This is a genomic window from Sporosarcina jeotgali, assembly GCF_033304595.1.
Taxonomy (GTDB): domain Bacteria; phylum Bacillota; class Bacilli; order Bacillales_A; family Planococcaceae; genus Sporosarcina; species Sporosarcina jeotgali.
Window position 1 is genome coordinate 322,486 of record NZ_CP116341.1, and the last position, 14,291, is coordinate 336,776.

Below are 14,291 nucleotides of genomic sequence, written 5' to 3' on the forward strand. Positions count from 1 at the left end.
TGTGTAAAGGAGATTGAAATGAAAGTATATAAAATACAAGGCGGCACCCCTCTAAAGGGAAACATTAAAGTTAGCGGAGCGAAAAACAGTGCGGTTGCATTGATTCCTGCGTCCATTTTAGCGGATTCCCCAGTTACGATAGAAGGATTGCCCGAAATTTCCGATGTCCATACGCTGCAGAACTTGCTGGAAGATATCGGAGGAAACGTTGATTTTCAAGATGGAACCATGACTATCGATCCGTCCGAAATGATTTCCATGCCGCTTCCGAATGGCAACGTGAAAAAGTTGCGTGCCTCTTACTACTTAATGGGTGCAATGCTCGGGAAGTTCAAAAAAGCTGTCATCGGATTACCTGGCGGCTGTCATTTAGGACCGCGTCCGATTGATCAGCATATTAAAGGATTCGAAGCACTTGGAGCTAAAGTCACGAACGAACATGGCGCAATCTATCTGCGTGCTGACGAACTGAAAGGTGCTAAAATCTACCTGGATATCGTCAGTGTCGGGGCGACAATCAATATTATGCTCGCTGCGGTTCTTGCAAAAGGTAAAACAGTCATTGAAAACGCTGCTAAAGAGCCGGAAATCATTGACGTAGCTACGTTGCTGTCCAACATGGGCGCAAACATTAAAGGTGCGGGGACGAATGTGATTCGTATCGAGGGCGTCGAAAGTTTAAGCGGAACCCGTCATACGATTATTCCTGACCGCATTGAAGCTGGGACATTCATGATTATGGCAGCAGTTGCAGGAGATGGCGTTACAATTGATAACGTTATCCCGTTACACGTAGAAGCGGTAACCGCGAAACTCCGTGAAATGGGTGTTGTGGTTGAAGAGGATGAAGAGAGGCTTTTCATTCCGAAAACGAAATCGCTTAAAGCAGTTGATGTGAAAACACTGGTTTATCCAGGATTCCCAACAGACTTGCAGCAACCGTTTTGCGTACTGTCTACTCAGGCTGAAGGTGCATCTATGCTTACAGATACAATTTATTCTGCCAGATTCAAACAAATTGATGAGCTGCGCAGAATGAATGCAAGCAGCAAAGTTGAAGGACGATCAGCAATCATTCATGGTCCGACACCGCTTCACGCGGCAAAAGTGAAAGCAAGTGATTTGCGTGCAGGCGCTTCGCTTGTCATCGCAGGGCTAATTGCTGAAGGGGAAACTGAAATTCAAGGCATCTCCCATATTGAACGGGGCTATGGCGGATTAATCGAAAAACTGCGCGGTCTCGGCGCTTCCATTCAAAAAGTGGAAGTTCCTGATGAAGATGAAGCTCAAAGCAATTCATAAAACAGTTTAGTGCTTATTCAATCGTGTGCTATAATAGAGCGAACGATTGAGACAGTTACACAATCTGCAACTAGCAGAAAACGGGAGGAATTCTAGAGATGGAACGCAGTTTATCGATGGAACTTGTACGTGTGACAGAGGCAGCGGCAGTTGCCGCATCGCACTGGATGGGACGAGGTTTGAAAAACGAAGCGGATGACGCAGCAACAACAGCAATGCGCACGGTGTTTGATACAATTCCGATGCAAGGTGTCGTTGTGATTGGTGAAGGTGAAATGGACGAAGCGCCAATGTTGTACATTGGAGAAGAGCTTGGAACAGGTACTGGACCTTTCGTAGACGTTGCGGTCGATCCGCTTGAAGGGACAAACATCGTAGCATCGGGCGGTTGGAACGCACTTGCTGTTCTCGCTATCGCGGACAAAGGAAATCTCCTGAATGCTCCTGATATGTATATGGACAAAATTGCAGTGGGCCCTGAGTGTGTCGGTAAAATTGACATCAATGCGTCAGTAACAGACAACTTGAATGCTGTTGCAAAAGCAAAAAACATGAAATTGAATGAAATCACAGCAACCGTATTAAATCGCGAACGTCATGCAGACATCATCGCTGAAATTCGTGCTGCGGGTGCCCGCATCAAGCTTATTAACGATGGAGACGTAGCGGGTGCGATCAACACAGCATTCGAAGGTACCGGCGTCGACATTCTTTTCGGACTTGGCGGAGCGCCAGAAGGTGTTATTGCAGCGGTAGGATTGAAATGTCTTGGCGGAGAAATTCAAGGAAAACTTATTCCTATGAATGATGCTGAACGTGAGCGCTGCGTTAAGATGGGCATCGATGTGGACAAAGTTCTTTACATGGACGACCTCGTGAAAGGGGACGACGCAATCTTTGCAGCAACTGGTGTGACAGATGGCGAGCTCCTTCGCGGCGTGCAATTCACAGGCGGCCATTCTAAAACACATTCACTTGTAATGCGTTCGAAGTCCGGTACGATCCGTTTTGTTGAAGGACGTCATAGCATGGACAAAAAACCTCATCTTGTGATGAAAGACTGAGTAACCTCTAAATTGCCCGGCGCTTCAGCCGGGCAATTCTTTTGTACCCCGGCAGCATTCGCTGCACCCCCAAAACATAGAAATCCTAAACTTTAAAAGAGTGGTGCCAATAATGACAATGATAACCCTAGCTGACTTGGAAAACATGACGCTCAAAGAGCTTTATGCACTGGCCAAGCAGTTCAAAATCAGCTATTACAGCAAACTGACTAAAAAAGAACTGATCTTTTCCATACTGAAATCACGCGCTGAACAAGAAGGCTTCTTCTTCATGGAAGGTGTTCTCGAAATCATTCAATCCGAAGGGTATGGTTTCTTACGGCCGATCAACTACTCCTCAAGTTCTGAAGACATCTACATTTCAGCTTCCCAAATCCGTCGATTCGACTTGCGCAACGGCGATAAAGTAACAGGAAAAGTGCGCCCGCCAAAAGAAAACGAACGATATTACGGACTTTTACAAGTAGAAGCGGTTAACGGACAAAACCCAGAAGTTGCAAGAGAGCGTGTGCATTTCCCGGCATTGACGCCGCTTTATCCGACGCGGCATATTAAGCTGGAAACGGTGTCAAGCAATCTATCCACGAGAATCATGGACTTAGTATCACCAGTCGGATTCGGGCAGCGCGGTTTGATCGTGGCACCGCCTAAAGCAGGTAAAACGATGCTCTTGAAAGAGATTGCAAATGCTATCACTACGAACCATCCGGATGCAGAACTCATCGTCCTGCTCATCGACGAACGTCCCGAGGAAGTAACGGACATCGAGCGTTCGGTGAATGCGGATGTCGTCAGTTCGACTTTTGATGAAGTCCCTGAAAACCACGTGAAAGTGGCAGAATTAGTGCTGGAGCGGGCAATGCGACTCGTTGAACACAAACGCGATGTCGTCATTCTCATGGACTCGATCACTCGTTTAGCACGAGCGTACAACCTCATTATTCCGCCAAGCGGACGCACATTATCCGGAGGAATCGATCCAGCGGCATTCCACCGTCCGAAACGATTCTTCGGTGCAGCCCGAAACTTGGAAGAAGGCGGCAGTTTGACCATTCTCGCAACAGCCCTCATCGACACGGGCTCAAGAATGGACGAAGTCATCTACGAGGAATTCAAAGGTACTGGCAACATGGAACTGCACTTAGATCGTACACTCGCAGAACGCAGAATCTTCCCAGCCATCGACATCCGTCGCTCAGGTACACGGAAAGAAGAACTCCTCGTCCCTGCAAACCAGCTTGAAAAACTATGGGCGATCCGAAAAACCTTCTCCGACGCACATGACTTCGGGGAGCGGTTCCTAAAGAAACTCCGTCAATCCAAATCCAACGCCGAATTCTTTGATAAACTAAACGGCGACATGAAAAACCAAACAAACGGTAAAGGGTTACTCTAAAGCGAAGGCGGCTCGGGAGTCCCGACAGGCGTTGGAGGACTTGAAGAAAAGGCGAACTTTGCCTTTACTAAAAGACCGAAACGACCCCGAGGGACTAGCCGCCGGAGCTGGATGAAATGAAAGCGAAGGCGGCTAGATGATAACCCCAAAAGCAGGCGGCCAACAAATGGCTGCCTGCTTTTCGTTTCTAAACAGGGAAATTAAATAGGAATTCGACGATTAGAACTTTCGTCAGCAAGTTTATGAGCGTTTTAGAAGATTTATGAGCGCCATTTTTAGGTTATGATCACTTTTCTGAAGTTATGAGCGGAATTCGGGATTTATGATCACATTCACGCGTTTATGAGCGAAATAACGTTTTTATGATCATTTTCCGGGATTTATGAGCGAAATCCCCATGCTCAAGAACTTTTTCTTTAGCAGAAACTAATCCCCAAACTGTGTCGTTCAAAAACAATAAGCAATCACCAAATTTCTCAAACAAAAACCTTGCACACATCCACACAATTTGCTAAAATTAACTCATATGATTCATATACGGCTGACATACACGGGCCGTGTAAGGCATCTGTCTTTTACTGGAAAGGCGAAAGCCGACCAGAATAAAAACTCTGTACCAGATGGTCCAGGGCGAGAGGAGAGAGACCGATGAAAGCAGGAATTCACCCGGATTACAAACTATCAACTGTTTCATGTTCATGTGGTAACACATTCGAAACAGGTTCTGTCAAAGAAGACATTAAAGTAGAAGTTTGTTCAGAATGCCACCCATTCTACACTGGACGTCAGAAATTTGCTGCAGCGGACGGCCGTGTCGACCGCTTCAACAAGAAATATGGCATCAAAGAAGAAGGCAAGTAAGAACAGCTTTCGAGTTCCCGTCCGGTGCATTGCGCCGGGCGGGAATTTTAGTTTAACGAGCATTTATCCTTATTTTTCAGATAGACGAAAGGGGATTCACCATGTACGTTTCCATGCAAGGCGGATGGGTTGAAGTCATTTGTGGGAGTATGTTCTCCGGGAAATCGGAAGAACTCATTCGCAGAATCCGCCGCTCTCAATTTGCCAAGCAAAAAATTGCTGTCTTCAAACCCGAACTCGACAACCGGTACAGTGAAGAAGCGGTCGTCAGCCATAATGGGACAACCGTGATCGCCATGCCTGTTGCATGTTCAGCCGACATTGCTGCACAAGTGACCGATGACTGTGACGTCATCGCGATTGACGAAGCACAGTTTTTTGATGACGGAATTGTCGATACGGTTATGGACTTGGCAAACCACGGATTCCGTGTCATCGTGGCGGGTCTGGACCAAGACTTCCGCGGTGAGCCCTTCGGCCCGATGCCTAGATTGATGGCGATTGCAGAAATCGTCACGAAACTTCAAGCGGTCTGTACGATTTGCGGTTCCCCTTCAAGTCGGACACAGCGGCTCATCAACGGGAAACCCGCGGGCTTTGACGATCCGATTATTCTGGTCGGCGCCTCTGAAGCGTACGAACCGAGATGCCGTATGCATCATGACGTTCCAAAAGGTGTTTCCATCCAGCCGAACGCAAAATAACAACATGCTGAAGAGACAAGCTGCCTGGCAGATTGTCTCTTTATTGCTTTATCCAAAAGAAAATTTTCCGCGGTCTTGGATAGCAGCGCATGCACTGTATATTTGCGCGCCCCAATACCGTACAATAATACTAAGACCAAACTAATTAGAGGTGAATCGATTATGTATGACAGACTCCAAGCCGTTGAAGACAGATACGATAAGCTAAACGAGTTGCTGAGTGACCCTGACGTTGTCAGCGACTTAAACAAACTTCGTACGTATTCCAAAGAACAATCGGATCTGCAGGAAACTGTGGATGCTTATCGTGAATATAAACAAGCAACGGAAGCAAAACGTGATGCGAAAGAAATGCTCGAAGAATCTGCAGATGCTGAGATGGAAGAATTAATCAAAGCTGAGCTCTCTGAACTTTCGGCAACAATTGAAACGCTGGAAGACCGTCTTAAATTATTGCTTGTACCGAAAGACCCGAACGACAGCAAAAACGTGATTATGGAAATCCGAGGTGCCGCAGGCGGGGATGAAGCGGCATTATTTGCTGCAAAACTTTACCGCATGTATAGCCGGTTCGCAGAATTGAATCACTGGAAAATTGAAGTGATGGACGCTGCGCCAACTGAACTGGGCGGTTTCAAGGAAATCATTTTCATGGTCAGCGGAAATGGAGCATTCTCCAAACTGAAATTTGAAAATGGCGCTCACCGCGTTCAGCGAGTGCCGGAAACGGAGTCAGGCGGCCGCATCCATACATCTACCGCTACAGTCGCGGTCTTGCCTGAAACGGAAGAAGTCGAAATTGAGCTGCACGACAAAGATATCAGAACCGATACCTTCGCATCATCAGGTCCGGGCGGTCAATCTGTCAACACGACGATGTCAGCGGTCCGGCTCACGCACTTGCCTACAGGCATTACAGTCTCAATTCAGGATGAAAAATCACAAATCAAAAACAAAGAGAAAGCGATGAAAGTCTTGCGTGCCCGGGTGTATGATAAATTCCATTCCGAAGCACAAGCGGAATACGATGAAAAACGTAAATCCGCAGTCGGTACAGGTGATCGCTCTGAACGGATTCGTACGTACAACTTCCCGCAAAACCGTGTCACGGATCACCGCATTGGATTCACCATTCAAAAGCTGGATCAGATCATCGAAGGGAAAATGGATGAATTAATCGAGGCGCTCACGCTGGAAGACCAGGCACGCCGGTTAGAAAGTGTGGAAGCCAATGACTAATACGATCCACCACGCGTTAAAATCTTTAGAGGCGCAGCTTGCGGAACAACAACTGGACGTCAACGCAGCGTTTTTACTGCTCGAGCATGTGACGCAAAAATCCCGTGCGTCGCTGCTTGCGGACCTGCGAGAACCGCTTACCGAGCATCAGTCACTTCAATTCGATGATCTGTCAGCGGAGTTGTTAACAGGAAAACCGATTCAGCACATCATTGGAGAAGAATGGTTTTACGGCAGATCGTTCATTGTATCAAAAGATGTACTGATCCCGAGGCCTGAAACGGAAGAACTTGTTCAAGGCGCTTTGCATCGTACCGTCAAGTTATTTGGAAATAATCCAATTCAAGTTGCGGATATCGGGACAGGAAGCGGTGCAATTGCAGTGACGTTCCAGCTCGAATCTCCTGAAGCGAACGTGACTGCAACTGATATTAGCGAAGCGGCACTTAACGTTGCGCGAAGAAATGCAGAGCGGAACCATGCGAGAATCACTTTTTTGCAAGGGGATTTAGCGCAGCCGTTAGCAAACGGCAAGTGGGATGTTGTTTTATCCAACCCTCCTTATATTGGACTGGACGAAGCGTCTTCCATGTCTTCAACAGTACTCGATCACGAACCCCACAACGCGCTTTTTGCAGATGAAAACGGTCTCGTACTCTATCGAAAGCTTGCTGAAACACTTCCTGCACTCATGAAGAAACCGGGTTTGATAGGCTTGGAAATAGGCTATCTGCAAGGCGAAGCTGTGAAACGACTCTTCCAAAATGCTTTTCCGACAAGCGAGGTTGAAGTCGTTCAAGATATGAATGGGAAAGACCGAATGATATTTTGTGAGATTCAGTGAATAAACTCTTTCGAACCTGTCAACAATGAAGGTTAGGAGGGGATGACATGTTACCAGATTATCCACAGTTCGCACAACAGCCGATATTGACAACTGCACCGACCCATAAATGGAGAAAAAAAGCGATAGCTCTCATAGAATTTCTATTAATACTAGTTATGCTTCAAGCAATTCTTACACTCTTTCAAGAACACACGAGTGAGGAACCGATTCGCTATCGTATCCTCGCACACTCAGATGCTCCAGCCGATCAAGCCGTTAAAATCCGTATTCAGCAGGCAATTGAACCGATGATTGCGGGTGCAATTGCGCGTTCAGCTACTGAAGAGCAATTGCTAAGCGAGCTGGAAGGTCTGGAAGCGGAGATGCTTGCAGCTGCTGCCTTGCATGCATCAGATCGTACAGTTACTCTTGAGCGGAAAAATGCACTGTTTCCAGCGAAGCGCGTTGGATTCGAAATTTATCCGCAAGACGTATATGAAGCGTATGTATTAACAATCGGAAGCGGGCGTGGAGCAAACTGGTGGTGTTCCATTTTTCCGAAAGTATGTTACCCGGAAGAAGAGACAGTAGAGAGTGAAGAAGAAGTGAAATTCTTCGTCTGGGAGTGGATAACTTCTTGGTTCGAATGAGGATATCCACTGGATTCTGTGGATAACTTTACTGAAAGCGGTGAAAAGGAGGATGAGATTATGAACACTCAGACGTTGGAAGTGGATAAAGGTGTGGATAACGATTATAGTTATCAACAAACTGTGGATTGTTTGCGAAATGGAGGTCTTGTAGCATTTCCGACAGAAACGGTATATGGACTTGGTGCACTCGCAACCGATCCAGATGCGACCAAACAAATTTTTGAAGCAAAAGGACGCCCCTCAGACAATCCATTGATTGTACATATAGGAACGAAAGAAGAAGTGAACACGTATGCAGCAGAAATCCCTGAAACTGCGCATAAATTGATGGATGCATTTTGGCCGGGTCCGTTAACGTTGATTTTCAATGAAAAGCCTGGCGTCATTGCGGAAAATGTGACGGTTGGGAGAGGGACTGTCGGACTGCGTATGCCGGATCATCCCGTTGCGCTGAAATTGCTGCGTCTGCTGGGCGGACCTCTTGCAGCGCCGAGTGCAAACCGAAGCGGCAAACCGAGTCCGACGAAAGCGAGTCACGTCGCACGCGACTTAGATGGAAGAATTCCATTCATTTTAGATGGCGGTGCAACAGGCGTAGGAGTGGAGTCGACGGTCATCGATATGACCTCAACGCCTCCTGCTATTTTGCGTCCTGGCGGCATCACTGTTGAAATGATCGAGTCTGTCATCGGTCCTGTTCGATCGGAAACTCGTGTGGAAGAATCGGAAGCTCCGCGTGCGCCGGGCATGAAATACAAGCATTACTCTCCAGATGCTCCAGTGTGGCTCATTGAACCGGACCAGAATCAGATTGAACGAGCTGTGCAACATCTTATGAATGAAGGGAAGAAAGTTGCAATCATTGGACCGGATGAATTGAAAACGGACAAGCCTGCCTGGTATTTTGCAACAGGTGCGCATGCCGATCCCAGTCAGCTGGCGGCACATCTATATGATGCCCTTCGCAATTGCGATGAAACCGATGCGGATGTAATTTTGGCGGTGGAAACTCCTTCAGAAGGAATGGGGATCGCTGTCATGAACCGTTTAAAAAAAGCGGCGGACGGAAAACAGTTTACGGACTATACAATCGAATCATCCAATATGAAAACAGATTAACGAACTTTCATGAATGGCCTTCCCGGGCGCCGCATAAGATGGACTGGCGCAAAAATCGGGGAGGTTCTTCTATTGGTGGAAATCATTGCGGCTGGCGTGACGACAATCGATATCCTCGTCATCTACACATTGCTGCACGTTCGAAAAAGGAAATGGCTGATTGCCTTGTGGACAGCGTTCTTAAATGTAGCGTTTCCGCTGCTTGGATTTATGGCAGGAGAATTTTCTGCACAACTATTCTCGGAATGGAGCGGGATCCTCTCCAGTATATTGCTGGGACTGATTGGCTTACATATGGTACTGCAAGAGGATGACTCAGGAGAATCCAAAGTAACCGGTCCCCTCCTGATTGCTGTTGCAGTCAGTTTAGATGGATTTTCAGTAAGCATGTCTTTTGGATTAATGCATTTAGATAAATGGCTGTTTATTGTCTCAACCGGATTGATGTCTTTAGTTCTTTCCTACTTTGCTCTGCGCGCAAACTTAACAATGACGCCGCGTTCTAGATTAGTTTTGAGACGATTTGCGGGTCTTGTCTTAATTGGCATGGGGATATTGTCATGGATTTCTTAAAATAACTGTTTCGATTTCAGGACGAATCGGTTATGATGAAGATAGGTGATCGTGATGAATATTTGCTTTATTTGTACAGGAAATACATGTAGAAGTCCGCTTGCGGAAGGAATTTTAAAATCGAAGCAGCTAGAAGGCGTTTCGGTACGCTCTGCGGGTCTTTATGCAACAGATGGCGCACCCATTTCCAGTTATTCCTTTAATTTATTACAGGAACATGGAATGCCGGTAACGCCAGTGTCCCGGCGCTTTACAGAAGAAGATTTAGAGTGGGCGGATCTTATTCTTACAATGACAGCAGCCCACCGGGAAATGCTGCGAATTGCTGCTCCAAAGGAATCCGGCAAGATCATGACCTTAAAAGAGTACACAGGAGCGGCGCAATACGATGTGCAGGATCCGTATGGTGGAAATCTTGAAGTTTATCAACAGACGTTTGAAGAGTTGTCCGATCAGATTGATGTGCTAGCGCGCAAGTTAATGGGGGAACAGTGATGACAGAGACAAAGAAAAAGTTCGGATTGAAGTGGAAACTCGTCATATTCGTTACAATTCTAGCGATTGTAACGTATTCGACAAGTGCGGTGTTCATCAACATTTTACAGCCTCAATTTTTCCCGGATGCAAATACGATGTGGTTCGGAATTATGACATATGGGATGGGGATTTTTTGGTCTGCTGTACTCGCAGCGCTTTTCAGCACAATTTTAACGAAACCGCTTCAGCGGCTTGAATCAGAAGCGATGCGAATCGCGGATGGGAAAATCGGGACGGACATCGAATTGCCGAATTCGTCTGATGAAATCCGCTCGGTTGCAGAAGCGTTCCAGCAAGTCGTTGTCAATTTGCGCGGCATTGTCGGGCAGATTGAAACCAACTTTGAAAAAACATCACGCTCTGTAGATATATTGCACAACGAAACAGGATCCGCTTCCAGTCAAGCGGATGCAATTGCTTCAACAATTATTGAAATTTCATCGGGGGCAGAAGCGTCAGCGATTGCAATCCAGGAAACGGCAGAAGCGATGGAAGACATTCGTTCCCTTGCTTCAGATGTGAATGATCGCGCAGACCAGTCGTCCAAGCAGTCGAACGACATGCTCGCTGAATTGAAACGGACAACGGATGCATACCGGACACTTGTAGGCGGTATCCGTGAAATGTCCACACAAAGCGAAGAGTCCCTTACAACCATCCGGGATCTCGATCGAAACGCGCAAAAGATTGGTGAAATCGTTCAGCTCGTTGGCAACATTGCAGATCAGACGAACTTGCTTGCACTGAATGCTTCCATTGAGGCAGCGCGAGCAGGAGAACACGGAAAAGGGTTCGCAGTCGTAGCTGAAGAAGTGCGTGTTCTTGCAGATGAAAGTGCGAAGTCGGTTCAAATGATTGGCGGACTCGTAAGTACAATCCAATCAGACGTCACGAAAGTCGTGAAAGAAATGGAAGCGCAAGTGAAAACCGCAGCTCAAGAAGCTGGACGAGCAGATGAAACCAACAAAAGTATCATTGCGATGGCGACGACAGTTACCGGTATGGCAGGTTCCATCACGGGTATCACGGAGCTAGTGGAACATCAGCTCAGCAAAATTGAACAAACCGCTCATCAGTCGCAAGAAGTCGCAGCGATTGCAGAGGAAACTTCAGCAGGTGCAGAAGAAGTACAAGCAGCGACTGAAGAACAAGCGCATTCAATTGAACAAACAAGCGTCTTGGCAAGCGAACTCAAAGGGCAGTCAGAAGCTCTTTATGATGTGATCCGCCAATTTGATACGTCTCAATGAAAAAGTCGGCCATGTGCCGGCTTTTTGTATGGAATAAATGCCTGTTTACACAGGAAATCGATCTTAGCTGCTCTTCGAAAAATAGAACAATCTCTCACATTACTTCGCACTGTGTTTTTCTGGGGAACAATGATAGAATTAGTTGTAAGTATATTAAGAAAAGAGGGACGCACATGAAAGTCGCGATTTCTTCCGATCATGGCGGGAACAACTTGCGCCATGAAATTAAACAGCTATTAACAGAACTGACAATTGAATTTGAAGACTTTGGCCCGGAATCTGGTCAGTCTGTCGATTACCCGGATTACGCTGCACCTGTAACAAAAGGCGTCGCTTCCGGTGAATTCGATAAAGGCATCCTAATTTGCGGTACCGGTATCGGCATGTCGATAGCGGCCAATAAAGTAAATGGAATTCGCTGTGCACTCGTTCATGACGTATTCAGCGCGAAAGCGACGAGAGGCCATAACGATTCGAACGTTTTGGCGATGGGGGAACGAGTAATCGGTCCCGGCCTCGCACGCGAGATTGTCCAAACGTGGCTGGAAACACCTTTCGAAGGCGGCCGTCATGAGCGCCGGATTGAAAAACTGATGGAACTCGAAAACAACTAAGAAAGTGAGGGTGTGACATGGATGCGTATATCTTATGGAGATTGCAGCTGGAACAAACACTTGCAGAATTTGCCGAGCAAGCCACGCCGGTACCAGGAACTTTATTTGTCGTAGGCTGTTCCACTTCTGAAGTGGCAGGCAAGCGAATTGGTACAGCGGGTGCGCTCGAAGTAGCGGAATCACTCTATGGACCCCTCGCTCAATTTGCGAAAACGCATCAGTTGCATCTTGCTTTTCAAGGGTGCGAGCACATTAACCGTGCTCTCACAATCGAGCGGAAAACGGCGGAAAAGTTTGCACTTGAACCCGTTTCTGTCGTACCCGTCCGGACTGCAGGCGGTTCAATGTCCGCGTATGCATTCGAACATCTAGAGGATGCAGTCGTCGTTGAGTCCGTCCGTGCAAACGCCGGCATCGACATCGGACAAACGTTAATCGGCATGCAATTGAAACCGGTTGCAGTCCCGATCCGCACATCCGTTAAACAGATTGGTGAAGCTGTCGTTACCTGCGCAACCACTCGCCCGAAACTGATCGGCGGTGTTCGAGCGCAGTACGAATAACTCAAAGCATCAAGCTTTGAGGGTAGTAAGACTAATAGACGCTAAAGGGGAAATGAACATGGATTTGAGCAATGTGAAACGCGAAGATAGTGCTGTTTATGAAGCAATAATGGCAGAAAAGAATCGACAGAACGCTAACATCGAATTGATTGCATCAGAAAACTTTGTCTCTGAAGCGGTCATGGAAGCACAAGGTTCCTACTTGACGAACAAATACGCTGAAGGCTATCCGGGCAAGCGCTACTATGGCGGCTGCGAACACGTCGATGTCGTTGAAAATATCGCACGCGACCGGGCAAAAGAGCTATTTGGCGCAGCGTATGCAAACGTTCAAGCTCACTCAGGAGCACAAGCAAACATGGCAGTCTACTTCACAGTGTTAGAGCCAGGCGATACGGTTCTTGGAATGAACCTTTCTCACGGCGGTCACTTGACACACGGCAGCCCAGTGAACTTCTCGGGTAAGCTGTACAACTTTGTAGACTACGGCGTGAGTGAAACAGACGAGCGGATCGACTACGAAGACGTTCGTCAAAAAGCACTTGAACACAAGCCGAAGATGATCGTAGCAGGCGCAAGTGCATACCCGCGCGAAATCGATTTCAAGAAGTTCCGTGAAATTGCGGATGAAGTCGGCGCATTCTTAATGGTAGACATGGCGCACATCGCCGGACTTGTTGCAGTCGGAGAACACAACAGCCCAATACCATACGCACATTTCGTGACAACGACAACACACAAAACATTACGCGGACCACGCGGCGGACTCATTTTGATTAATGAAGAGTTTGCTGAGCAATACGGCAAAAAGATCGACAAAACGATCTTCCCGGGTGTTCAAGGCGGTCCATTGATGCACGTCATTTCAGCGAAAGCAGTGGCATTTGGCGAAGCGTTGCGTCCTGATTTCAAGACGTACATTCAGCAAGTGAAAAAGAATGCAGTCGCTCTTGGCGAAACTCTTGTCGCTGAAGGCATCGACATCGTTTCTGGCGGAACGGACAACCACTTGCTTCTATTGAACTTGACGAGCTTAGGCTTAACAGGAAAAGTTGCAGAGCACGTGTTGGACGAATGCGGAATCACCGTCAACAAAAATACAGTACCATTCGATAAAGAAAGCCCGTTCATCACTTCAGGTATCCGAATCGGTACACCAGCAGTAACATCCCGCGGTTTCAAAGAAGACGACATGAAAGAAGTCGGCGCGATTATCGCGAAACTTTTGAAAAACCACGAAGACGATGCTGTGAAAGAAGAAGCAAAGCAACGCGTTAAAACACTAACAGACCAGCACGCGCTGTATGCGTAATTGACAGCCTGGCCGCCATCCTTGTGATGGCGGTTTTTTTGGTGAGGGAAAGCTGATGAGTCCTTTTGACATAGATGAATTGTGTGCGTTGGCTGATTAATTCGCTCACATGACCGATTGTTCGCAGAATCTGGCCGATACTTCACGCCAAGTGTCCGATTCATTACAGAAAGTGTCTGATACTATCCGCCATCTGGCCGATTCCACCCGAGCTGTTGGAATAGCCCATCCCTCAACAAGCGAAGCGCCACCAATTAATCCCTTAATGCAGTTGAATT

At 47.2% G+C, this 14,291-nt stretch carries 15 protein-coding genes; all 15 read left to right on the forward strand.

Features of this window, described 5'->3' with window-relative positions; all coding sequences use genetic code 11:
* Positions 1–18 precede the first annotated feature (18 nt).
* The 15 genes from murA to glyA all read left to right on the forward strand — a co-directional run bounded on the left by murA (position 19) and on the right by glyA (position 14,013).
* A complete protein-coding gene (murA, locus tag PGH26_RS01630) occupies positions 19–1,302 on the forward strand; it encodes a UDP-N-acetylglucosamine 1-carboxyvinyltransferase (protein ID WP_323692297.1) in 1,284 nt (427 codons plus the stop codon).
* A 98-nt stretch (positions 1,303–1,400) separates the two neighbouring features.
* Positions 1,401–2,366: a class II fructose-bisphosphatase gene (glpX, locus tag PGH26_RS01635; RefSeq protein WP_323692298.1), complete on the forward strand. Its 966-nt coding sequence runs from the start codon at positions 1,401–1,403 to the stop codon at positions 2,364–2,366.
* Between the two features lie 112 nt (positions 2,367–2,478).
* Complete coding sequence (gene rho / locus PGH26_RS01640) at positions 2,479–3,762, forward strand: transcription termination factor Rho (RefSeq protein ID WP_323692299.1); 1,284 nt, start codon at positions 2,479–2,481, stop codon at positions 3,760–3,762.
* A 648-nt stretch (positions 3,763–4,410) separates the two neighbouring features.
* On the forward strand, positions 4,411–4,623 hold the full coding sequence (gene rpmE, locus PGH26_RS01645; protein WP_323692300.1) for a 50S ribosomal protein L31: 213 nt from the start codon (positions 4,411–4,413) through the stop codon (positions 4,621–4,623).
* Between the two features lie 101 nt (positions 4,624–4,724).
* Positions 4,725–5,327: a thymidine kinase gene (locus tag PGH26_RS01650; protein ID WP_323692301.1), complete on the forward strand. Its 603-nt coding sequence runs from the start codon at positions 4,725–4,727 to the stop codon at positions 5,325–5,327.
* A 162-nt stretch (positions 5,328–5,489) separates the two neighbouring features.
* Entirely contained in the window at positions 5,490–6,566 is a 1,077-nt protein-coding gene (prfA, locus tag PGH26_RS01655; RefSeq protein ID WP_323692302.1) for a peptide chain release factor 1, read from the forward strand.
* A complete protein-coding gene (gene prmC / locus PGH26_RS01660; protein ID WP_323692303.1) occupies positions 6,559–7,410 on the forward strand; it encodes a peptide chain release factor N(5)-glutamine methyltransferase in 852 nt (283 codons plus the stop codon). The genes prfA and prmC overlap by 8 nt, the downstream gene beginning before the upstream one ends.
* Before the next feature lie 47 nt (positions 7,411–7,457).
* Positions 7,458–8,042, forward strand: a complete 585-nt coding sequence (locus PGH26_RS01665; RefSeq protein WP_323692304.1) for a stage II sporulation protein R — start codon at positions 7,458–7,460, stop codon at positions 8,040–8,042.
* A gap of 60 nt (positions 8,043–8,102) precedes the next feature.
* A complete protein-coding gene (locus PGH26_RS01670) occupies positions 8,103–9,164 on the forward strand; it encodes an L-threonylcarbamoyladenylate synthase (RefSeq protein WP_323692305.1) in 1,062 nt (353 codons plus the stop codon).
* Between the two features lie 75 nt (positions 9,165–9,239).
* A complete protein-coding gene (locus tag PGH26_RS01675; protein WP_323693445.1) occupies positions 9,240–9,737 on the forward strand; it encodes a manganese efflux pump MntP in 498 nt (165 codons plus the stop codon).
* A 54-nt stretch (positions 9,738–9,791) separates the two neighbouring features.
* On the forward strand, positions 9,792–10,232 hold the full coding sequence (locus PGH26_RS01680; RefSeq protein WP_323692306.1) for a low molecular weight protein arginine phosphatase: 441 nt from the start codon (positions 9,792–9,794) through the stop codon (positions 10,230–10,232).
* Entirely contained in the window at positions 10,232–11,524 is a 1,293-nt protein-coding gene (locus tag PGH26_RS01685) for a methyl-accepting chemotaxis protein (protein WP_323692307.1), read from the forward strand. Before PGH26_RS01680 ends, PGH26_RS01685 begins: the two co-directional genes overlap by 1 nt.
* 173 nt (positions 11,525–11,697) lie before the next feature.
* Entirely contained in the window at positions 11,698–12,138 is a 441-nt protein-coding gene (rpiB, locus tag PGH26_RS01690; RefSeq protein WP_323692308.1) for a ribose 5-phosphate isomerase B, read from the forward strand.
* Positions 12,139–12,155: 17 nt separating this feature from the next.
* On the forward strand, positions 12,156–12,701 hold the full coding sequence (locus PGH26_RS01695) for a TIGR01440 family protein (RefSeq protein ID WP_323692309.1): 546 nt from the start codon (positions 12,156–12,158) through the stop codon (positions 12,699–12,701).
* A 58-nt stretch (positions 12,702–12,759) separates the two neighbouring features.
* Positions 12,760–14,013 carry a serine hydroxymethyltransferase gene (glyA, locus tag PGH26_RS01700; protein WP_323692310.1) on the forward strand — a complete coding sequence of 418 codons (1,254 nt, stop codon included), beginning with the start codon at positions 12,760–12,762 and terminating at the stop codon, positions 14,011–14,013.
* Positions 14,014–14,291 lie beyond the last annotated feature (278 nt).

Bases quoted from the DNA above. Each gene is read 5' to 3' on its own strand.
- PGH26_RS01650 (WP_323692301.1), top strand. From the start codon at position 4,725: ATGTACGTTTCCATGCAAGGCGGATGGGTTGAAGTCATTTGTGGGAGT.
- PGH26_RS01685 (WP_323692307.1), top strand. From the start codon at position 10,232: ATGACAGAGACAAAGAAAAAGTTCGGATTGAAGTGGAAACTCGTCATA.
- rpmE (WP_323692300.1), top strand. From the start codon at position 4,411: ATGAAAGCAGGAATTCACCCGGATTACAAACTATCAACTGTTTCATGT.
- prfA (WP_323692302.1), top strand. From the start codon at position 5,490: ATGTATGACAGACTCCAAGCCGTTGAAGACAGATACGATAAGCTAAAC.
- PGH26_RS01680 (WP_323692306.1), top strand. From the start codon at position 9,792: ATGAATATTTGCTTTATTTGTACAGGAAATACATGTAGAAGTCCGCTT.
- rho (WP_323692299.1), top strand. From the start codon at position 2,479: ATGACAATGATAACCCTAGCTGACTTGGAAAACATGACGCTCAAAGAG.
- PGH26_RS01695 (WP_323692309.1), top strand. From the start codon at position 12,156: ATGGATGCGTATATCTTATGGAGATTGCAGCTGGAACAAACACTTGCA.
- glpX (WP_323692298.1), top strand. From the start codon at position 1,401: ATGGAACGCAGTTTATCGATGGAACTTGTACGTGTGACAGAGGCAGCG.
- rpiB (WP_323692308.1), top strand. From the start codon at position 11,698: ATGAAAGTCGCGATTTCTTCCGATCATGGCGGGAACAACTTGCGCCAT.
- murA (WP_323692297.1), top strand. From the start codon at position 19: ATGAAAGTATATAAAATACAAGGCGGCACCCCTCTAAAGGGAAACATT.
- PGH26_RS01670 (WP_323692305.1), top strand. From the start codon at position 8,103: ATGAACACTCAGACGTTGGAAGTGGATAAAGGTGTGGATAACGATTAT.
- glyA (WP_323692310.1), top strand. From the start codon at position 12,760: ATGGATTTGAGCAATGTGAAACGCGAAGATAGTGCTGTTTATGAAGCA.
- PGH26_RS01665 (WP_323692304.1), top strand. From the start codon at position 7,458: ATGTTACCAGATTATCCACAGTTCGCACAACAGCCGATATTGACAACT.
- prmC (WP_323692303.1), top strand. From the start codon at position 6,559: ATGACTAATACGATCCACCACGCGTTAAAATCTTTAGAGGCGCAGCTT.